17 protein-coding genes and 1 tRNA gene are annotated in these 19,672 nt (G+C 68.2%); 10 read left to right on the forward strand and 8 right to left on the reverse strand.

The annotated features are described in order from the left end of the window. Window positions 1-4: 4 nt before the first annotated feature. Both C6A87_RS24300 and C6A87_RS24305 read right to left on the reverse strand, forming a co-directional pair. Window positions 5-844: a mycofactocin-coupled SDR family oxidoreductase gene (locus C6A87_RS24300; protein ID WP_311114578.1), complete on the reverse strand. Its 840-nt coding sequence runs from the start codon at window positions 842-844 to the stop codon at window positions 5-7. 76 nt (window positions 845-920) lie between these two features. After that, window positions 921-1,511 (reverse strand): TetR/AcrR family transcriptional regulator, encoded by a 591-nt coding sequence (locus C6A87_RS24305; RefSeq protein ID WP_311114579.1) that lies wholly within the window; start codon window positions 1,509-1,511, stop codon window positions 921-923. Window positions 1,512-1,624: 113 nt separating this feature from the next. Between C6A87_RS24305 and C6A87_RS24310 the strand changes: the two genes are divergently transcribed. Then, window positions 1,625-2,905, forward strand: coding sequence for a cytochrome P450 (locus C6A87_RS24310; protein WP_311114580.1), 1,281 nt, complete (start codon window positions 1,625-1,627; stop codon window positions 2,903-2,905). Here C6A87_RS24310 and C6A87_RS24315 read toward each other — a convergent pair. Further along, window positions 2,889-4,532, reverse strand: a complete 1,644-nt coding sequence (locus C6A87_RS24315; RefSeq protein ID WP_311114581.1) for a long-chain-fatty-acid--CoA ligase — start codon at window positions 4,530-4,532, stop codon at window positions 2,889-2,891. The genes C6A87_RS24310 and C6A87_RS24315 overlap by 17 nt on opposite strands. Window positions 4,533-4,620: 88 nt before the next feature. Here C6A87_RS24315 and C6A87_RS24320 point away from each other — a divergent pair, with 88 nt between their 5' ends. Beyond that, entirely contained in the window at window positions 4,621-5,025 is a 405-nt protein-coding gene (locus tag C6A87_RS24320) for an HIT family protein (RefSeq protein WP_311114582.1), read from the forward strand. Here C6A87_RS24320 and C6A87_RS24325 read toward each other — a convergent pair. After that, complete coding sequence (locus tag C6A87_RS24325; RefSeq protein ID WP_311114583.1) at window positions 5,008-6,507, reverse strand: HAMP domain-containing sensor histidine kinase; 1,500 nt, start codon at window positions 6,505-6,507, stop codon at window positions 5,008-5,010. The genes C6A87_RS24320 and C6A87_RS24325 overlap by 18 nt on opposite strands. 18 nt (window positions 6,508-6,525) lie before the next feature. Next, on the reverse strand, window positions 6,526-7,242 hold the full coding sequence (locus tag C6A87_RS24330; RefSeq protein ID WP_311114584.1) for a response regulator transcription factor: 717 nt from the start codon (window positions 7,240-7,242) through the stop codon (window positions 6,526-6,528). Between the two features lie 96 nt (window positions 7,243-7,338). On the opposite strand from C6A87_RS24330, the gene C6A87_RS24335 reads away from it, so the two are divergent. Beyond that, a complete protein-coding gene (locus C6A87_RS24335) occupies window positions 7,339-8,070 on the forward strand; it encodes a hypothetical protein (protein WP_311114585.1) in 732 nt (243 codons plus the stop codon). Window positions 8,071-8,111: 41 nt separating this feature from the next. On the opposite strand, the gene C6A87_RS24340 is transcribed toward C6A87_RS24335, so the two are convergent. Then, entirely contained in the window at window positions 8,112-8,519 is a 408-nt protein-coding gene (locus C6A87_RS24340) for an HNH endonuclease signature motif containing protein (protein WP_311114586.1), read from the reverse strand. A gap of 133 nt (window positions 8,520-8,652) precedes the next feature. Between C6A87_RS24340 and C6A87_RS24345 the strand changes: the two genes are divergently transcribed. The 4 genes from C6A87_RS24345 to C6A87_RS24360 all read left to right on the forward strand — a co-directional run bounded on the left by C6A87_RS24345 (window position 8,653) and on the right by C6A87_RS24360 (window position 13,797). Then, window positions 8,653-8,724: transfer RNA gene (locus tag C6A87_RS24345), tRNA-Thr, on the forward strand. A gap of 91 nt (window positions 8,725-8,815) precedes the next feature. Next, window positions 8,816-11,077 (forward strand): maltose alpha-D-glucosyltransferase, encoded by a 2,262-nt coding sequence (gene treS / locus C6A87_RS24350; protein WP_311114587.1) that lies wholly within the window; start codon window positions 8,816-8,818, stop codon window positions 11,075-11,077. A 23-nt stretch (window positions 11,078-11,100) separates the two neighbouring features. Then, entirely contained in the window at window positions 11,101-11,457 is a 357-nt protein-coding gene (locus C6A87_RS24355) for a hypothetical protein (RefSeq protein ID WP_311114588.1), read from the forward strand. Window positions 11,458-11,631: 174 nt separating this feature from the next. Beyond that, a complete protein-coding gene (locus C6A87_RS24360) occupies window positions 11,632-13,797 on the forward strand; it encodes a DUF4185 domain-containing protein (protein WP_311114589.1) in 2,166 nt (721 codons plus the stop codon). Window positions 13,798-13,800: 3 nt separating this feature from the next. Here C6A87_RS24360 and C6A87_RS24365 read toward each other — a convergent pair whose 3' ends face one another. Further along, complete coding sequence (locus C6A87_RS24365; protein ID WP_311114590.1) at window positions 13,801-14,667, reverse strand: DKNYY domain-containing protein; 867 nt, start codon at window positions 14,665-14,667, stop codon at window positions 13,801-13,803. Window positions 14,668-14,713: 46 nt separating this feature from the next. Then, on the reverse strand, window positions 14,714-15,379 hold the full coding sequence (locus C6A87_RS24370; RefSeq protein WP_311114591.1) for a M15 family metallopeptidase: 666 nt from the start codon (window positions 15,377-15,379) through the stop codon (window positions 14,714-14,716). Between the two features lie 28 nt (window positions 15,380-15,407). Between C6A87_RS24370 and C6A87_RS24375 the strand changes: the two genes are divergently transcribed. The 3 genes from C6A87_RS24375 to C6A87_RS24385 all read left to right on the forward strand — a co-directional run bounded on the left by C6A87_RS24375 (window position 15,408) and on the right by C6A87_RS24385 (window position 19,666). Beyond that, a complete protein-coding gene (locus tag C6A87_RS24375; protein ID WP_311114592.1) occupies window positions 15,408-16,529 on the forward strand; it encodes an XdhC/CoxI family protein in 1,122 nt (373 codons plus the stop codon). Between the two features lie 87 nt (window positions 16,530-16,616). Next, window positions 16,617-18,971: a xanthine dehydrogenase family protein molybdopterin-binding subunit gene (locus C6A87_RS24380; protein WP_311114593.1), complete on the forward strand. Its 2,355-nt coding sequence runs from the start codon at window positions 16,617-16,619 to the stop codon at window positions 18,969-18,971. A 2-nt stretch (window positions 18,972-18,973) separates the two neighbouring features. Then, complete coding sequence (locus C6A87_RS24385) at window positions 18,974-19,666, forward strand: SRPBCC family protein (protein ID WP_311114594.1); 693 nt, start codon at window positions 18,974-18,976, stop codon at window positions 19,664-19,666. The last annotated feature ends 6 nt before the right edge of the window (window positions 19,667-19,672 follow it).

Raw genomic sequence — 19,672 nt, forward strand, 5'->3', positions numbered from 1 at the left:
CGCGCTACTTCAGCATGCTGCCGGCGTCGACGGTCATCGGCAGACCGGTGACGTAGCGGGCCTCGTCGGAGGCCAGGAACAGCACGGCGTTGCTGATGTCGCGCGGTTCGACCCAGCCGACCGGCAGCACATGCATGAACTGAGCGGCCACCGCCAGATCGTCGGGGCCCGGATTCTCCAGGTCCGGCCGGAACAGCTTCATGGTGCCCTCGTTCATGAACAGGGGTGTGTTGACGTTGGTGGGGTGCACCGAGTTCACCCGGATGGAGTGCTGGCCCAGTTCCACTGCGAAGGTCCGCATCAGCCCGACCACGCCGTGCTTGGCGGCGATGTAATGACCGGTGTGCGGGTAGGCCTTCAGCCCGCCGACCGAGCTGGTGAGGATGATCGATCCACCGCGGCCGCCGGAGAGTAGGTGCGGCACAGCGGCTTTGACCGACTTCCAGACTCCGGTGAGGTTGACATCGATCATGTCGGTCCAGTCTTCTTCGCTGGTGTGGTCCAGCGTCTGCCCGCCGTTGCCGATGCCGGCGTTGGCGACCACGATGTCGAGGCGGCCCAGTTGCTCGACCCCGGAGTCCACCGCGGCCTTCACTGCGGCGTAGTCACGCACATCGACCTCGGCGGTGACGATCCGGCGGCCGGTGCCCTTCACCAGGTCGACGGTCTGAGCCAAATCGTCCGGCGTGGCGGGCGGGATGTCGGTGTGGGTGCTGATCGGCCCGCACACGTCGATCGCGATGATGTCGGCGCCTTCCTCAGCCAGTCGCACAGCGTGGCTGCGCCCCTGCCCGCGCGCCGCACCCGTGATGAATGCGACTTTGCCCTCGACCCGACCGCCCATGTGCGCACCTCGATTTCGCTCTGTTCCACCAACATTTGTCGATCGATCAGGAGCGTGACACCGATCACCGCAACTGTCAACCACCTCCCAGAGAGGTCAGCAGTTTCAGGCTGCGGTCGACGTAGTCGCGCATCTGGTCATGACCCAGCGTGACCCCGACGGCGCTCTCGTTGCACAGACTGCGCGCGACCTGCGCGATCAGCATCGAGATGACCACCGGCGGATGGCGGTCCAGGTCGACACCGTGGGCACGCAACGCGACCGTCACCGCCGCGGTCTCGATGTCCCGCACGCGTTCGGCATAGGCACGCAGCTCGACCCGAATCGCCTTGCGGTGGTTGGCCAACGCCATGAACTCGGTGTTGAGGCCGGTCCTGCTGGGATCGCTGTTGATCACCCACAGCGCCCGCAACGGATCGTCGTTGGTCAGCGCCGCCCTCATGTGCTCCAGCGAGCTCTCGGCGCCGGCGCGCAGCACCTCGACGAACAGGTCGTCCATCGTCGGGAAGTAGTAATAAACCAGGGCCTGCTTGACCCCGGCCTCGGCGGCCACCTTGCGGGAGGTCGCCGCGGCGTAGCCCTCCTCGCGCATGATCTTCGCGGTCGCCTCGATAAGCCGCTGACGCGCGGTGGCGTCACTGCCACGAGCCTTGGGAGGGGCGGACATTCAGCGACTGTCCGAGCCGGAATTGCTTGACCGTGCATCGAACACCGTGGTAAGCATGGCTCATTCTAGCAGCCTGATCGATCGATCAGGCAAGCGAAAGGACGGCCGCGCCGATGACCGATCTCGCCTCCGTGGACTTCTTCTCCGACTATGAGCTGAGCCAGGATCCGTACGCCTACTGGGACCATCTACGCGAGCAGAACCCGGTGTACCGGGAGCCCCACCACGGCGTCTACGCCGTCACCGGCTACCAGGAGGTCATGGCCGCGTTCAAGGACCACGGGTCGTTCTCGGCGGTCAACGCGATCGGCGGGCCGTTCCCCCCGCTGCCGTTCGTGCCAAAGGGTGACGACATCAGCGAACAGATCGAGGCGCATCGTCACCTGTTCCCGATCTACGAGCACATGGTGGTGATGGACCCACCCGCCCACGAGCGGGCCCGGTCCCTGCTCAACAAGCTCCTGACGCCGCGCCGGCTCAAGGAGAACGAGGACTACATGTGGTCACTCGTCGACAGCCAGATCGACCTGTTCATCGGCAAGGGCCGGTGCGAGTTCCTGTCCGAGTACGCCAAACCCTTTGCCACTTCGGCGATCATCGATCTTCTCGGGGTGCCGGACGAGGATCGGTCCGAGTTCCTGGCCGCGCTGGGCGCCGAGCAACCCGACGGAGCCCGGGTCGGCGCCCTCGACGGGCAACCGGTGGGCCTGGACCCGCTGCAGTACCTCGACGACAAGTTCGCCGGCTACCTCGCCGAGCGGCGCCGCGAGCCCCGCGGTGACGTGCTGTCGGGCATGGCGACCGCCGTCTACCCGGACGGTTCGACACCGGAACTCCTCGAGGTGGTCAAGCCCGCGACGTTCCTGTTCGCCGCCGGGCAGGAGACGGTGACCAAGCTGCTCAGCGCGGCCGTCAGGACGCTCGCCGAACAACCGGAGCACCAACAGATGCTGCGTGAACAACCGGATCGCATCCCGACGTTCATCGAAGAGTCGCTGAGAATGAACGCACCGACCAAGGTCGACTTCCGCCTGGTCCGCAAGACCACCACGCTGGGCGGAGTGCACCTGAAGGCCGGCAGCATCGTGATGCTGTGCCTCGGCGCGGCCAACCGGGATCCGCGCAAGTTCGAGGATCCGCACGAGTTCCGTCCGGACCGCAAGAACGTCCGCGAGCACATCGCGTTCGGCCGCGGCATCCACACCTGTGCCGGGGCCCCGCTGGCCCGGGTCGAGGGGCAGATCACCGTCCGCCGACTGCTGGACCGGATGAGCGAGATCAGGATCGACGAGTCGGCCCACGGACCGGCCGGTCAGCGCAACTTCCCCTACGACCCCACCTTCCTGCTCCGCGGGCTCTCCGCGCTGCACATCGAATTCACCGCTGCTGGTTAGCATCCCGGTACTGCTCGCGCAGCTTCAGTTTGAGCACCTTGCCGGTCGCGGTGTGCGGCAACTCGTCGACGAACACCACGTCGTCGGGCAGCCACCACTTGGCGACCTGGCCGGACAGATACTCCAGGATCTCCTCCCGGGTCGCGTCCTGCCCGGCGCGCAGCACCGCGACCAGCAGGGGGCGTTCCTGCCACTTCGGGTGCGGCACACCGATCACCGCGGCCTCGGCGATCGCGGGATGGCCCATCGCCGCGTTCTCCAGGTCGATGGAGCTGACCCACTCCCCGCCTGACTTGATGACGTCCTTGGTGCGGTCGACCAGGTGCAGGTACCCGTCGGGGTCGATGGTGGCGACGTCACCGGTCGGGAAGAAGCCCTCCGCGTCGAGCTTGTCGCCACCCTCACCCTTGAAGTAACCGCTGGCGATCCACGGACCGCGGACGAAGACCTCACCGAAAGCCTTTCCGTCCCAAGGGACCCGGTCTCCGGACTCGTCGACGATTTTGAGCTCCACCCCGAACACGCCGCGACCCTGCTTGAGCTTGACCGCGCGCTGCTCCTCGACCGGTAGCCCGGCGTGCTTGGGCAGCAGCCGGCCGACCGCGCAGATCGGGCTGGTCTCGGTCATCCCCCAGCCCTGGCCGCCCTCGGCGCCCAGATCCTGCTCGATGCGATCCAGCATCGACCGGGACAGCGCGGAGCCGCCGATACCCGCCCACTCCAGTTTCAGCTCGTGCGGGTCGATCTCGGGATGCTCGTCGAGGTAGGAGAACAGCATCAGCCACACCGTCGGCACGCCCTGCATGATCGTGACACTCTCATCGCGCAGCAGCCCGTACACGCTCTCGCCGTCCAGGTGCGGCCCGGGCAGCACCAGCTTCGCCCCCACCATCGCAGCGGAATACGGCGTGCCCCAGGCGTTGGCGTGGAACATCGGCACCACCAGCAGCAGCGTGGTGGCGCTGTTGATGTCGAACGTATCGCGCGAGAGCGACAGCATCGCGTGCAGCACGGTCGAACGATGCGAGTACAGAACACCTTTCGGATTTCCGGTGGTGCCGGAGGTGTAGCACAGCGACGAGGCGGTGCGCTCGTCGAACTCCGGCCAGTCGTAATGGGTCGATTGCCTGCCGACGAGGTCGTCCCAGCACAGCAGCCGCCCGTCCGGAATTCCGGGGAGGTCGGGCATGTGGTCGCGGTCGGTCATCGCGACATAGGTCTCGACCGTGGTCAGTTCGCCGGCCACCTGTGCGACCAGCGGGGCGAAGGTGATGTCGAAGAACAGCACCCGGTCCTCGGCGTGGTTCACGATGTAGACGATCTGCTCGGCGAACAGTCGCGGGTTCACGGTGTGCATGACCGCGCCCGATCCGGACACCCCGAAGTACAGCGCGAGGTGGCGATCGCTGTTCCAGGCCAGCGTGGCGACCCGGTCGCCTGGCCTGATGCCGAGTTCGACCAGTGCGTTGGCGACCTGCTTGGAACTCTCGTTCGTCTGGCGCCAGTTGGTCCGCCGGACGGGGCCTTCAGGCAGCCTCGACACGATCTCGGTGTCGCCGTGGAACGCCGCGGCATGCTCGATCAGCGAGGAGATCATCAGTGGACGGTCCTGCATCAATCCCAACATGCCGACAGGCTAGAGCGAATCGGGCGCGCTGGGGCGCCACTTCCGGCGTTGTTGCGCGCCGAATCCGCCTGCTGGAATGCTCGACGGCATGGCGACCGTCTTCACCAAGATCATCAACCGCGAGCTGCCCGGGCGATTCGTCTACGAGGACGACGACATCGTCGCGTTCCTGACGATCCAGCCGATGACGCAGGGGCACACCCTGGTCGTCCCGCGCGCCGAGATCGACAACTGGCACGACATCGACCCCGCGGTGTTCGCGCGGGTCATGGAGGTCTCCCAGCTCATCGGCAAAGCCGTGTGCAAGGCGTTCGACACCGAACGGTCGGGGCTCATCATCGCCGGGCTGGAGGTGCCGCACCTGCACGTGCACGTCTTCCCCGCCCGCAACCTGTCGGACTTCGGCTTCGCCAACGTCGACCAGAACCCGTCGCCGGAGTCCCTCGACGAGGCGCAGGCCAAGATCAAGGCCGCGCTAGCCGACCTGGGCTGAGCTGACCGGCACCTCGGCGTCGGGGATCGCGTCCGCGATCCGCGGCAGGGTCACCCGGAATCGCGAACCGTGACCGGGCGCAGTGGTCACGGTGACCCGGCCGCCGTGCGCGTAGACCAGCGAGTCGACGATCGACAGGCCCAGGCCGGTCCCACCGCTGGCCCGCGCCCGGGACTCGTCGGCGCGGTAGAAGCGCTCGAAGACCCGCTGCGCGTCCTCCGGCCGCATGCCCGGTCCCTCGTCGCAAACCTCCAGGACCGCGGCATCGCCCTCGGTGCCGACCCGCACGGTGACCGCCGCGGTGTCCGGGGTGTGCTGCAACGCGTTGGCGACCAGGTTGGACAGCACCTGACGCAGACGCGCCTCGTCGCCGAGCACCTCCGGGGTGCCTGGTCCGTCGAACACCTCCATCCGGATGCGGCGGGACGGGGCGATCGACTGGGCGTCGTGCACCGCATCGGTGGCCAGTGCGAGCAGGTCGACCCGGTGCCGATCCAGTGGACGCTGCGCGTCCAGCCGGGCCAGCAGCAGCAGGTCCTCGACCAGCAGGCCCATCCGCCGCGATTCACTCTCGATACGGCTCATCAGCATTTCGACGTCGCGGGCCGCGCCCTGGCGGTACAGCTCGGCGAAACCGCGGATCGTCGTCAACGGGGTGCGCAGCTCGTGGCTGGCGTCGGTGATGAAGCGGCGCATCCTGTCCTCAGAGCTGCGCGCCTGCTCCGCCGAGGATTCCGAGGACGCCATCGCTTGCTGGATCTGGGCGAGCATCCCGTTGAGCGCCAACGACAACCGGCCCACCTCGGTACGCGGGTCGCGTTGGGGAACGCGTCGGTCCAGCTGGCCGGCCGCGATCGCGGCGGCGGTCTGCTCCACCTCCGCGAGCGGTCGCAGGCTGCGGTGCACCACGGCGTATCCGGCGATGCCGAGGACCAGCAGCACCGCGGTCCCGATACCGAGCTGGGTGTAGACCAGCGACCGCATGGTCGATTCCACGTCCGACAGGTCGATGGCCACGGTGATCAGCTCGCCGAACTCCCCCCGCACCGTCATCGCGCGCCATTTCACATCGGGGTCGTCGACCGTCCCGACGGTGACCGGGTGGGGTCCGACGTCGTTGCTCGGGGGCAGCATCGGCTCGTGCTTACGGTCGTTGACCACCATCCAGACATTTCCGTCGGGATCGATGCCGCGCACGTAGAAGTCCGACGGCGGCCGCGCCGGGTTCGGATCGTCGACGGTGACCGTCGGCATCCGGCGCGGCACCTGCGCCCAGCCGCGGGACGCGTCGAGCAAGGTGTCGTCGATGCGGTTCATCATGCTGTGCTGCATGATCGTGGTCACCGCTATCCCGGACGCGAGCAGCCCGCAGGCCACCAGCAGCAGCGTGGCGGCGACAAGCGCTACCCGAAGCGGAATTCCCCGACTGAAGCGACCCGGCACTCTCCCATTGTCAACGGTCGGAGCGTCACCGCCACCCATAACTGTTCGCACGAACCCTTATCGGGGCTCCCGAAGGACATAACCGACACCCCTCAGCGTGTGCAGCAACCGCTTGTCGCCAGTGTCGACCTTGCGCCGCAGGTAGGACACGTAGGACTCGACGACGTTCACGTCGCCGCCGAAGTCGTAGCGCCACACGTGGTCGAGGATCTTCGGCTTCGACAGCACGGTCCCGGCGTTGATGATGAAGTAGCGCAGCAGGGTGAATTCGGTCGGCGACAGCGACACCGGTTCGCCCGCCTTCCACACCTCGTGGGTGTCCTCGTCGAGTTCGATGTCGGCGAACGTCAGCCGCGACGGGCGGGGTTCCTCGGCGCCGCGCCCCGACCTGCGCAGGATCACCCGCAGCCGGGCCACCACTTCTTCCAGGCTGAACGGCTTGGTCACGTAGTCGTCACCGCCCAGCGTCAGCCCGGCGATCTTGTCCTGCAGTGAGTCGCGGGCGGTCAGGAACAGCGCGGGTGCGTCGATGCCGTCGGCCCGGAGCCGGCGCAGCAGCCCGAAACCGTCCATCCCGGGCATCATGACGTCGAGGATGATCGCGTCCGGTCGCACGTCCCGCGCCTTGTCCAGCGCGGCGGGACCGTTGGAGGCGGTGTGCACCTCGAACCCCTGGAACTTCAGGCTCACGGACAGCAGTTCGACGATGTTGGCCTCGTCGTCGACCACCAGGACGCGAGCCTCGGGGATGTTCTCCGGTACCGGCATGGCCATAGCCCTCAACTGTTCACCGCCTCACTTGGAAATGTACTGCGGGCCAGCTGTGCACTTCCTGTGAGTTTGTGCTTGCGCGATCCATAGACTGACTGGATGAACCTCGGCAAATCCCTCACCGACCTCGCGTTCGCGCCGGTGCGGGCGGGGCTGGCCGTCGCCGAAGCCGGTCTCGGGATGGCCAGCGGCGCGCTGGACATCGCGAACCGCACACTCGGCGATTCCAAGGACGGCGTCCGGCAGCCGACGTCGGTCGCGTCGATGCTCGGTGTGCAGGACGCGGTGGATCGCGCCAACCGGCTGGCCCGGCTGATGGACGAGGACCAACCGCTCGGCCGCGCCCTGGCTCCGGACGGCCCGATCGACCGGCTGCTGCGGCCCGGCGGCGTGGTCGACCGCCTCACCGCGCCCGGCGGCGTCCTCGACCGGCTCACCGAAGAAGAGGGTGGGCTGATGCGCACCCTCGAACCCGGTGGCCTCGTGGACCAGCTGCTGGCCGAGGACGGCCTCGTCGACCGGCTGCTCGCCGAGGACGGGGTGGCCGACCGGTTGTTCGCCGAAGGCGGCGTGGTCGACACGCTGACCGCGCGCAACGGCCCGCTCGAGCAGCTCACCGCCGTCGCCGACACCCTGAACCGGTTGGCACCCGGGCTGGAGGCACTCGAGCCCACGATCGAGGCGCTGCGCGAGGCCGTGATCGTGCTGAGCCAGGTGGTCAACCCCCTGAGCAGCATCGCCGACCGCATCCCGTTGCCCGGCCGGCGCCCGCGCGGCCGGCCGATGTCGCGCCCGGTGACGTCACAGCGGATTATCGACGTCGAGGAGTGAGCCGACTCGCGCGGTGACGCGTCGGCGAGGCCGCCGGACCTTCAATACGACAGACCGCCGGCGTATCGCCGGCGGCGGTAGTAGCGCCCGCTACCCCGGTTCCGCGCCTTGTAGGTCGGCAGCTGGCTGTCGCAGTTGGGACAGATGAGTCGCAGATTCTCCCGACGGTCATTGCCGGAATCTCCGTCGATGTGGTCGACGATCAAGGCCAGGGGCGCGCCGTTCCACCGATCGATGATGCCGCAGACGGCACAGCGTCCACCCTGTTGCTCGTGCAGGTAATCCCGAACGTAATGGCCCTGGTAGGACGTGCGACCGCACACGCCGGTCGCGAGCCAGGCCTCCAACAACAAGCGCCGTCGGTGTGCCTGTTGGCACGTATTGGTGCAGAACACCTTCCGCCGTTGGCCCTGGATCTCACCACCACACCCCAGGCATGTCGTCGGCACACCTCGACGCTAGCCGCGAGCACCGACGACTCAGGGGGCATTCCGCATGGCTGACGACGCGGCGGGATCGTCGCAGAGGATTATCGAAGCCGGCGGCGAAGCCGATAAGATCTGGCACGTCCCCGCGGGACATGCCTCCTTAGCTCAGTGGTAGAGCAACGCTCTTGTAAAGCGTAGGTCGTCAGTTCAATCCTGACAGGGGGCTCGCCAAAACCTTCGCTGCAGTTTCAACATGGCCCGGACCCGGCAATACTCGGTAGCGGTCGTACGAAAATCAACCTTGCGAAGGCGGAACCTTGTCCCAAGCCGTGGAGTCGGAACCCGAAGACCAGGGCAGTGATTCTCCAGAGACGCCCGAGCTGAATTTCGACGAACACCTGCACCCCGCCCGGCCGCGGTCGCTGAGGTTCCGGCCGCGTGTGCGTCAGCCGTTCACCCGCCGCTCGCTGGCCCGCGACGGCTCCCCGACCGGCGACAACCCGGCCTATGTGTCGTGGCTGATCAGCCAGTCGATGCTGGCCGACGCCAACCAGATCAGCCAGCAGTTCTCCGGCCAGGGCTCGATGTGGCAGAACCCGTATGCCACGCCCAGCCCGCGCGGCGCGGTCGAGACGGCCTCGGTGTGGTTCACCGCCTACCCGTTGTCGCTGATCACCCGGTCCAACGAGTCGTTCCTGAAGGCGATGGCCGACCCGGACATGTGGAAGGCGTTCGCCGATATCGGGATCGAGGCTGTGCACACCGGACCGGTCAAGCGGGCGGGCGGGATCTCCGGTTGGGACCTGACCCCCAGCGTGGACGGTCACTTCGACCGGATCAGCACGGAGATCGACCCCGCGTTCGGCACGGAGGAAGAGTTCCGTCAGATGTGCGGCACCGCCAACTGGTACGGCGGCACGATCATCGACGACATCGTGCCGGGCCACACCGGTAAGGGCGCCGACTTCCGGCTCGCCGAGATGAAGTACGCCGACTACCCCGGCATCTACCACATGGTCGAGGTCGATCCGCGGGACTGGGAGCACCTGCCGGAGGTGCCGCCCGGCGCGGACTCGGTGAACATCGACCCCGCGACCGAGGAGTGGCTGGACAAGGCCGGCTACATCATCGGCCGGCTGCAGCGCGTGATCTTCTACGCAGAGGGCATCAAGGAGACCAACTGGAGCGTCACCCGGCCGGTCGTCGGCATCGACGGTGTCGAACGCCGCTGGGTGTACCTGCACTACTTCAAGGACGGTCAGCCGTCCATCAACTGGCTCGACCCGTCGTTCGCAGGGATGCGGCTGGTCATCGGTGACGCGCTGCACTCGCTGACCGACCTGGGCACCGGCGGACTTCGCCTGGACGCCAACGGTTTCCTCGGTGCGGAGAAGACCGCCGCTGAGGAGAGCGCAGCCTGGTCGGAGGGGCATCCGCTCTCGGAGGCGGCCAACCATCTGATCGCGAGCATGGTGCGCAAGGTCGGCGGGTTCACCTTCCAGGAGCTGAACCTCACCATCGACGACATCCGGGAGATCGGTGAGGCGGGCGCGGACCTGTCCTACGACTTCATCACCCGACCCGCGGCACACCACGCACTGGCCACCGCCGACACCGAGTTCCTGCGCCTGACTATGCGCACCACGCTCGAGCACGGCGTCGACCCGGCGTCGCTGGTGCACGCGCTGCAGAACCACGACGAACTCACCTACGAGCTGGTGCACTGGTCGAACGGGCACCGCGACGACCTCTACACCTACAAGGGCGAGGAGATCACCGGGGAGGTGCTGGGCGAGACGGTCCGCCGGGATCTCAGCGATCGGCTGACCGGCCCCAACGCCCCGTACAACCTGGTGTTCACCACCAACGGCATCGCGTGCACCACCGCGACGGTGATCGCGGCGACGCTCGGCGTCACCGCGCTGGACGACATCGTCGACGAGGAGCAGATCGACCGGGTCCGCCGGGCGCACCTGCTGCTGGCGATGTTCAACGCGCTTCAGCCGGGGGTGTTCGCGCTGTCGGGCTGGGATGTCTGCGGCATGCTCACGCTGCCGGCGTCGCAGATCCCGGAGCTGCTGCGCGGCGGGGACACCCGCTGGATCCACCGCGCCGCGCACGACCTGATGGGCGTCAATCCGACCGCGACGCAGTCCCCGGCGGGGATGCCCAGAGGCCGAAGCCTCTACGGCTCCATCCCGGACCAGCTGGCCGACGACACCAGTTTCCTGCGCCAGCTGCAGGCGATCCTGAAGGTGCGTTCCCACTACGGCATCGCCACCAGCCGCCAGATCGACATCCCCGAGGTGTCGCACCGCGGCATGCTGGTGCTGGTGCATCAGCTCGCCGACGAGGGTCTGTACCAGTTGACGGTGCTCAACTTCGCCAACGAGCACGTCGCAGGCACGGTGCGCTCGCTGAAGCTGCCGCCCGGCAGCGAGGTGTCGGACATGTTCTCCGGGAAAGCACTGGCCACCGTCGACGATCTGCACAGCTTCGCTCTCGAGCTCGGCGCACACCAGGGGTTGTCCCTGCTTGTCCAGGCTCCCGACGGACTCGGGGACGCGGACGCAGGCTGACGGTCGTCCAGTAGCGTCGACGCATGGCCGAAGCAGGACTGTGGGTCGCATGGGGTGTGCCGGCGCGTGGACGGGAACGCAACGCGCTCGATCTGCTCATCGAGACCGAGGGCTACCTGGCCGGTCTGCGCGAGCAGGACCGGATCGAGGGCTTCGACCGGGTCGTCCTGAAGCCGCAGAGCATCGAGCTCGGTGGCTTCATCCTGATCCGGGGTTCGAAGGCGCAGATCGACGATCTTCGTCGCGATCATGACTTCGAGCTGTGGCTAACCCGGGTGCAGCTCGTCGCCGATCAGGTCGGCGTCGCCGACGCGTGGCTCGGCGACGGTATTGCCGAAGCGGTCGGCTTGTACCAAAAGGCATTGGAAAACCTGGACTGAGGCGCAATCCGGGTTTGCCCGAGCCGACGCGCGAGCCTCGGGGCAGAGAACGGCGCGGTCACAGTAACGAAACGAGAAGTGTGACGATATAACCTTTTGCTCGCCACGCTCCCGTCAGTGCGATTCAATGGACGCCACGTCGGGGGACTGTTCAGGCTTTGCCGAAAGGGTTTCATGGGTTCCGCAGCGTATGTCGGTCGGGTGGGAGGTCTGGCCGTAGCGCTGGGCGTCGGAACTGCGGTCTTTGCAGGCCAAGGGGTGGCCTGGGCCGACGACACCGATTCCTCGACGACGAGTTCGTCCACGTCGGCAAGCTCGGATACCGACCGCGCCGAGACTTCGCGGGCTGCGGGCCGGACGGCCGACACCACCGGCACCGAATCCGAGCCCCAGCAGGAGTCCGAACCGGACGACGAATCCGCCGCGGCCCCGGAGGAGGATCCGGCCGGTGATCCCGCCGAGACAGGGGACGACACCGACGCCGAGCCCGAGGAAGAGCCCGAATCCGAGGCCGACCCGGTAACCGCGCCAGAGGAAGCCCCCAAACCCGTGGACACCGAACCGGTCGACGCGGGCGAGGACGACACGATCCCGGACGATACGACTTCGGACGACCCGGACGATGCGGCCGTCCCGGCACCGCCGAAGACCACCCCGGCCACCCGGCCGGAGACGTCCACCGGGACGAAGGCCGAGGAGCAGGACCAGAAGCCGACGGACCAGAAGGCGGCCGACAAGACGTCCGCCGACGCGCCGGACGATCCGGGCGTGCCGCCGCAGGATCCGAAGAAGGTCGCGGTGTTCGCCTCCGCCACCAAGCTGGCCGAGGCCGGCCCGAAGCCGATCTCCCCGAAGGTGGCCGCGCTGCTGACCACCGAGCAGGACCAAGCCGCCGTGAAGAAGCCGACCCTGATCACCGCGGTGGTCAACGTGGTCAACAGCATGCTGGACTGGGCCCGCCAGAAGGCCGAGGCCAAGCCGGGCGACGCCCCCACCCCGCCGTTCCTGTGGGCGCTGTTGTCCTTCGCGCGCCGTGAACTCGACAACCTGTTCGCCGCGCGCTCCACCACCAACGCCCCGCGGGGTGTCGTGGTGACGCCGACCAGTCTCGCGCTGGCCGACGACGCGGCCGCTGCCGCCGCGCTGGTTCCGTCGTACTCACCCTGGCTCAACCCGCAGGTGAGCGCGTCGACGCGGTTCATCAGCTGGGTGACCGGCACGACGGTCTACGGCGGCAACAAGGAACTCGCCAATACGCTGGCCCGGTTCGGGGTCCACGGCACCGACGTCGGGGTCATGTGGGACAACGGCATGGTCGACGATCCCAACACCGACTTCGACGAGCGCCAGATCCTGATCGCCGTCGGCGACACCTTCGGCGCCAAGGGCATGACCGGCCGGTGGATCTACAACACGCTGTTCCGCAGCTCCGACCGCGACCTGTCCGACGGCATGACGATCCCGGACGGCGAGTGGTACAACGGCAACATGTTCGGCGGTGCGCCACTGTCCGGCCCGACCGAGGCGCGCCCGATCATCAATCGTCCGTCCTGGCTGCCGAATTCGGTGACGCTGATCCCCACCGCCGGGGTCTCGCTGCCCACCGAGGTCACCGAGGACACCCCGTTCGGCACCATCCAGTACGTCAGCTTCATGTCGGTGTCGAACTGGGGTCAGGCCGGCCGCTGGAGCACCAACTACTCGGCGATCGCGTACTCCACCGACAACGGTGAGAACTTCAAGGTCGCACCCGAAAGTGTCCGCTACAACTCGTTTTTGAGCGGCAACCGCAACTTCCAGCAGTCGGCGTTCGTCAAGGGCAACGACGGCTACGTCTACGTCTACGGCACCCCGAACGGCCGTCAGGGCGCGGCCTATGTGGCGCGCGTGGCCCCCGAGGACATCCTCAACGTGGGCAAGTACGAGTACTACAAGGCCGCCTCGACCGGCTGGTTCGGCGGCTCGCCGGCCAAGTGGGTCAAGAACAGCCCGTCGTCGGCCTCGGCGGTCATCGGCAAGTCCGGCGGAGCGTGCGGGTCCACCAAACCCGGCTATACCGTCAGTGAGATGTCGGTGCAGTACAACGAGTACCTGCAGAAGTACGTGGTGCTCTACGGCGATCAGTTCAACAACATCGTGATGCGCACCTCCGACACCCCGGAGGGTGGCTGGTCGGACGCCAAGGTGCTGATGGGACAGCAGAGCGGCGGCATCTACGCGCCGATGCTGCACCCGTGGTCGCCGTCGACCCAGGGCACCGGGTCGGACCTCTACTGGAACCTGTCGCTGTGGTCGGACTACAACATCATGCTGATGAAGACCGACCTGACCAAGCTGTGATCCTCACTCCGCGAACGAGATCGTCGTCCTCGAACATCCGGTGACGGGGCGGCCGGCCGGGAACGTCGCAGGGTCGGCACCGGCGATCTCGGTCTGCCGGTAGAACGCTCGGCTGCGGTCGGCCGAACATTCGAAGTTGGCGTTGAGTACCTCGAACGTGGCCGGGTCGGCATCGGCGATGACGTCGCCCATCCAGTAGACCCGGGCCGCATCCGTCGCGTACGGACTCTGCAGCACCCGGAACGTGTCGACGTCGGCCCCGGGAATCGGCCGGTCGAAGTGGAAGGCGCCGTGGTCGTCGCGGGAGTACGCGCCCTGCAGCACCCGGAACGTCGCGGGTCGCGCGCCAGCGATCACGTTGCCGTTGACGAACACAGCGCTGCCGTCCTTGGCGTAGAGATAGCCGTCCTCGTCGGAGATGATTACGAAATGCGCTGGTTCGCTGGACAACACGTCCCCATCGAGCCAGTACACACGGCTTCCGTCCCGGGCCAGTTCGTCGGCCAGCAGTTCGAAGTTGTCGGGGTCGGTGCTGATCGGGGCGTCATGCCGGTACACCCGGTTGCGGTCCCGGGAGAAGCCGGGACGGTCCAGCAGACGGAACGTCTCGGCGTGCGCGCCCGGTAGCTGATGGCCGTTGACGTAGACGTGCTCGCGGTCGCGGGCATAGGTGCGGTCCAACGTCTCGAACGTGTCGGCCTCCGCGCCCTCGACCCGAACGGCCTTGCCGGGAAACGGGTTCAGATAATAGACCGCACTGCCACGCACGTGGTAACCGGCGTCGTCGATCAACGAGTCCGGTGGCGGCTCACCGCGGCTGCACGCCGTCCCCGCGGTGACGGCAAGCGCGACAACGACGGCCAAAGCCATTGCCCTGGCTGTGGTGACGACTCCGCGCATGCGCCCATCGAAGCACCTAAACGATCGGCACATCGAGAATCGGGCGTCCCACCGCCGCGCCGGGCCCGTCGAAATGCCACCACTCGCCGTCGTAGACGGTGAAGCCGCCCGCAGTCATCGCGTCGCGCAACCGGGCCCGGTTGGCCTGCGCGGCGGCGCTGACCCCGTCAGTGGCGAACGCCGGACTGCGCGGCGAGAAGTCGTCGAAATCGGTGCCCATGTCGACCAGACCGTCGGCGCCGGCCACGGTCACGTCCACCGAGCGGCCCGCCACATGGCTGCGCGCGTACGGACCCGGCCGCGCCACCCACGCCGGGTCCGGCACCACCTCGAACATCCGGACCTGCACCGCGTGCGGCCGATAGCAGTCCCAGAACACCAGCCGCTCACCACCGGAGCGCAACAGATCCGCGGCGACCGCCAGCCCAGGCGCCAGCGACTCGTGCACCATGCAGCGGGCCCCCGCCGGGTACAGCGGCACGCCGACGAAGTTGTCCGGCGTCGCGTAGCGCAGGTCGATCACCGCATCCGGGACCACGCTGCGCACGTCGACGAATCCGGCCGCGCGGGCGGCGTCCGACACCGGCGGCGGCGGTGACGCCGCACCGGTCGTGGACGGTCCCACCGCGGCGACTGCGGCCAGCGCGCCAATGATCAAGCAGCGCAGGGTGACAACGTTCATCCGCCCACACTAGGCATACACTGCGCTGGTGCGCGACGTCCTCGACGACTTGCTGGCCGTGTGGCGGTCCGGCGCGACGGCCGGACTGGCCACGGTGGTGCGCACGATCCGGTCCGCACCGCGCGCACCCGGCGCGGCGATGGTGGTGGCCCCCGACGGGTCGGTGGCCGGATCGGTGTCCGGCGGATGCGTCGAGGCGGCCGTCTACGACGCCGCCAACGAGGTGGTGGCCGACGGGACCCCGCAGCTGCAGCGGTACGGGATCAGCGACGACGACGCCTTCTCCGTCGGCCTGACCTGCGGCGGCACCATCGACATCTTCACCGAACCGGTGTCGCAGCAGACGTTTCCGCAGTTGCAGCAGGTCGCCGACGACATCGCCGCCCATCGCCCCGTCGCCGTGGCGACGGTGATCGCCCACCCCGACCCGCAGCGGGTGGGGCTGCGGATGATCGTGGGACCCGACTCGCGGCAGGGGTCGCTGGGCTCCCCGCGGGCCGACGACGCGGTGGCCGACGATGCGCGCGGCCTGCTGCTGGCGGGACGGTCCGCGGCCCTGTCCTACGGCGCGGACGGTCAACGTCAGGAGTCGGGCATGGAGGTGTTCGTCTCCAGCCATGCTCCCCGCCCCCGGATGCTGGTCTTCGGAGCCATCGATTTCGCGTCCGCGCTGGCCACCCAGGCGGCGTTCCTGGGTTACCGGGTGACCGTGTGCGACGCCAGGCCGGTGTTCGCGACCGCGGCCCGCTTCCCCGCCGCCGAAGAGGTGGTCGTCGACTGGCCCGACCGGTATCTGCGCGCGCAAGCCGAGGCGGGTGAGATCGACGCGCGCACCGCGATCTGCGTGCTGACCCACGACCCCAAGTTCGACGTGCCCGCTCTCGAGGTGGCGCTGCGGCTACCCGAGGTCGGCTACATCGGCGTGATGGGGTCGCGCCGCACCCACGACGACCGCCTCGGCCGGCTACGCGAGGCGGGTCTGACCGACGCGGAGTTGGCGCGGCTGTCCAGCCCGATCGGGCTGGATCTGGGCGCTCGCACGCCGGAGGAGACCGCGGTCTCGATCGCCGCGGAGATCATCGCCCGGCGCTGGGGTGGCGGTGGTCGCCCGCTGACCGAGACCCAGGGGCGCATCCACCACGAGGCGTGAGACGCGCACTCGTGAGACACCAACAGTGGAAATGTCGCTCTCCGATGCGATAACGTCGCTCTTCAAGCCCGAGGAGTGTGATCCACCGTGACCGACATCGCCGTCAACGCTGCCGACGCCGTCACCGCGCGCTACGCCGGCCAGCGCGTTCCGCGCGTGGAGGACAGCCGTCTGCTCACCGGGCACGGCCGTTTCGTCGATGACATCAGCCGGCCCGGCATGCTGCACGCCTGCTTCGTCCGAAGCCCGTTCGCCCACGCCAGGATCAACGGCATCGATGCGTCGGCCGCGCTGGCGCTGCCCGGGGTGCACGCGGTGTTCACGGCCGCGGACCTGAACCCGGACGTCCGGGAGTCCTGGCACGCGGTCGCGGGTAAGGACGTCCCCGACACTCCGCGCCCGCCGCTGGCCGAGGGCGAGGTGAAGTTCGTCGGTGACCCGGTCGCCCTCGTGGTCGCCGACAGCCGGTACCTGGCCGAGGACGCCGTCGACCTGGTCGAGGTCGACTACGACCCACTGCCCGCGGTGGTCGACTTCCGCAAGGCCGTCGGCGGCGCCGAGGCCGGGGTCGCGGTGGTGCACGAGGCCTACCCCGACAACGTCGCCGGCGGGATGGGCGGCCTGCCGCCGGACGAGGAACTCTTCGCGACCGCCCCGCACGTGGTCGAGGAACACATCTATCAGCAGATGTACGTCCCGGTGCCGATGGAGACCCGCGGGATGGTCGTCGAGTGGACGTCGACGACCGACGAGTTGACGATCTGGGCCTCCACCCAGACACCGCATGAACTTCGCGCTTTCGCCGCGCGCCTGCTCGGGATCCCCGCCCAGGGCGTCCGGGTGATCATGCGCGACACCGGCGGGGCGTTCGGCCAGAAGGTCGTGCCGATGCGCGAGGACATGTGCATCCTGCTGGCCGCGCGGAAAGTGCCTTCGGCATTGAAGTGGATCGAGGACCGCCGCGAGAACCTGATGTCGGCCGGGCAGTCCCGCCACGTCGACGGCAAGGTGCGGATGGCGTTCGACGAGGACGGCAAGATCCTCGCCGCCGACATCGACTTCGTCCAGGACGTCGGCTCCTACCCGACGCCGTATCCGGTGCTCACCACCGCAGCGATCGGCATGTTCTTCCCCGGCCCCTACCGGGTGCCCAAGGCGAGCTTCAACTACAAGACGGTGTTCTCCAACACCCCCGGCCTGCACGCCTACCGCGGACCGTGGCAGTACGAAACCCTCACCCGGGAAATGCTTCTCGACTGCGCGGCCCGCAAGATCGGGATGGACCCGGTGGAGTTGCGCCGGATCAACATCCTGCGCGGCGACGAGATGCCGTTCTTCAACGCCAACGGCATGCCCTACGACAACTGCGCGCCCGCCGACACCTTCGAACAGGCCGTGAAGATCCTCGACCACGAGGGCTTCCGCAAGGAGCAGGCCGAGGCGCTGGCCCAGGGCCGCTACCTCGGGCTGGGCTTCTCGGCCTACATCGAACCCACCGGGGCCGCGACCGGGAACCTCGCGACCGAGGGCGCGACGATCCGGATGGAGTCCACCGGCAAGATCAACGTCTACGTCAACGGCGGCTCGGCCGGCAACAGCATCGAGACCACCGTGGTACAGCTGACCGCAGATGCGTTGGGCGCCAACATCGAAGACGTGGCGACCATCCAGGGCGACACCGCGGTCACCCCGTACGGCGCAGGCACCCAGGGCAGCCGCAGCGCCCCGATGACCGCCGGCGCGGTCCACGAGGCCGGAGCGATCCTGCGCGCGCAGATCATCGCGATCGCGGCGCAGATACTCGGCGTCGAGGGCTCCGACATCGAGCTCGCGAACTCCAGGGCCGCCGTGCGCAGCGATCCCGACAAGAGTGTGAGCTTCGCCGACATCGCCTACCGCTCGTACTACGACCCCGCCCAGCTGGGCGGCGTCTCCCCCACCCTCGAAGCCACCGCGCGATTCAATTCGCAGGCGATGATCCACTGGGCCAACGCCACTCACGTGTGCACCTGCGAGGTTGACGTCGAAACCGGCCAGGTCACTCTGACCCGCTACATCGTCAGCGAAGACGTCGGTCCGATGATCAACCCGAACGTGGTGGAGGGCCAGGTCGCCGGTGGCACCGTGCAGGGCATCGGCGGCGCGCTGCTGGAGCAGCTCGCCTATGACGAGGCCGGCAACCCGGTGGCGTCCACCTTCGTCGACTACCTGCTGCCGACGGCGACCGAGGTGCCGCCGATCGAGTTCGGGCACGTGGAGATTCCGGGACCCGGCGTCGGCGGGTACAAGGGCGCCGGTGAAGGCGGGGCGATCGGCTCACCGCCGGCGGTCATCAACGCGATCAACGACGCGCTGGCCCCACTCGGCGTGACGCTCACCCAACTCCCGGCCACCCCCGCCACGATCGTCGAGCTCATCGAGCGCGCAGGAAAGGACCACTGACGGTGGAACTGAACAACGAATTCCGGGTCGCGGTCCCGCCCGCGAAGGTCTGGGACGTCTTCACCGACGTCGAACGGGTCGCACCGTGTCTTCCGGGGGCGACCCTGCTGTCCGTCGACGGCGACACCTTCCACGGCGCCGTGAAAGTCAAGGTCGGCCCGATCACGGTGTCCTACAAGGGTGTTGCGTCCTATCAGGAGAAGGACGCGGCGGCGCGCAGAATCGTGCTGCGCGCCGAGGGCAAGGAGACCCGCGGCAGCGGCACCGCCGCGGCGACCGTCACCGCCCAGCTCAAGGACGAGGGCGATTCGACGTACGTGGGCATCACCACCGACCTGGCGATCTCGGGCAAGGCGGCGCAGTTCGGCCGCGGCGTGCTCGCCGACGTCTCCGGCAACCTGATCGCCCAGTTCGCCCGCAGCCTGGAGGGCGAACTCCTGGGCAGCGCGGCCCCGGGCACCACGACGGCGCCGACGGCCGAGACGGCGGCAGCCGCCGCGCAACCCAGCGGAGATTCCGTCGACCTGCTCAAGGTGGTCGCGGTGCCGATGGCCAAGCGGTTCGCGCCGGCGATCGGCGCCGCGGTGGCTGCGGGGGCCATCGGTTTCCTGATCGGCCGGCGCAGGCGCCGCGTCCCGGCCACGACGGTGCTGGCCGAGGACCTGCAGGCCGCGCTCGCCCGGCTGCTGGGGTGACGGCGG

The organism is Mycobacterium sp. ITM-2016-00317, from assembly GCF_002968295.1.
GTDB lineage: Bacteria > Actinomycetota > Actinomycetes > Mycobacteriales > Mycobacteriaceae > Mycobacterium.

What these genes read in the sequence shown, in the direction of transcription:
- C6A87_RS24355 (WP_311114588.1), top strand. Translation starts at nt 11,101, where the DNA reads ATGGCCGAAGCAGGACTGTGGGTCGCATGGGGTGTGCCGGCGCGTGGA.
- C6A87_RS24320 (WP_311114582.1), top strand. Translation starts at nt 4,621, where the DNA reads ATGGCGACCGTCTTCACCAAGATCATCAACCGCGAGCTGCCCGGGCGA.
- C6A87_RS24330 (WP_311114584.1), bottom strand. Translation starts at nt 7,242, where the DNA reads ATGGCCATGCCGGTACCGGAGAACATCCCCGAGGCTCGCGTCCTGGTG.
- C6A87_RS24305 (WP_311114579.1), bottom strand. Translation starts at nt 1,511, where the DNA reads ATGTCCGCCCCTCCCAAGGCTCGTGGCAGTGACGCCACCGCGCGTCAG.
- C6A87_RS24370 (WP_311114591.1), bottom strand. Translation starts at nt 15,379, where the DNA reads ATGAACGTTGTCACCCTGCGCTGCTTGATCATTGGCGCGCTGGCCGCA.
- C6A87_RS24300 (WP_311114578.1), bottom strand. Translation starts at nt 844, where the DNA reads ATGGGCGGTCGGGTCGAGGGCAAAGTCGCATTCATCACGGGTGCGGCG.
- C6A87_RS24360 (WP_311114589.1), top strand. Translation starts at nt 11,632, where the DNA reads ATGGGTTCCGCAGCGTATGTCGGTCGGGTGGGAGGTCTGGCCGTAGCG.
- C6A87_RS24335 (WP_311114585.1), top strand. Translation starts at nt 7,339, where the DNA reads ATGAACCTCGGCAAATCCCTCACCGACCTCGCGTTCGCGCCGGTGCGG.
- C6A87_RS24310 (WP_311114580.1), top strand. Translation starts at nt 1,625, where the DNA reads ATGACCGATCTCGCCTCCGTGGACTTCTTCTCCGACTATGAGCTGAGC.
- C6A87_RS24365 (WP_311114590.1), bottom strand. Translation starts at nt 14,667, where the DNA reads ATGGCTTTGGCCGTCGTTGTCGCGCTTGCCGTCACCGCGGGGACGGCG.
- C6A87_RS24315 (WP_311114581.1), bottom strand. Translation starts at nt 4,532, where the DNA reads ATGTTGGGATTGATGCAGGACCGTCCACTGATGATCTCCTCGCTGATC.
- C6A87_RS24325 (WP_311114583.1), bottom strand. Translation starts at nt 6,507, where the DNA reads ATGGGTGGCGGTGACGCTCCGACCGTTGACAATGGGAGAGTGCCGGGT.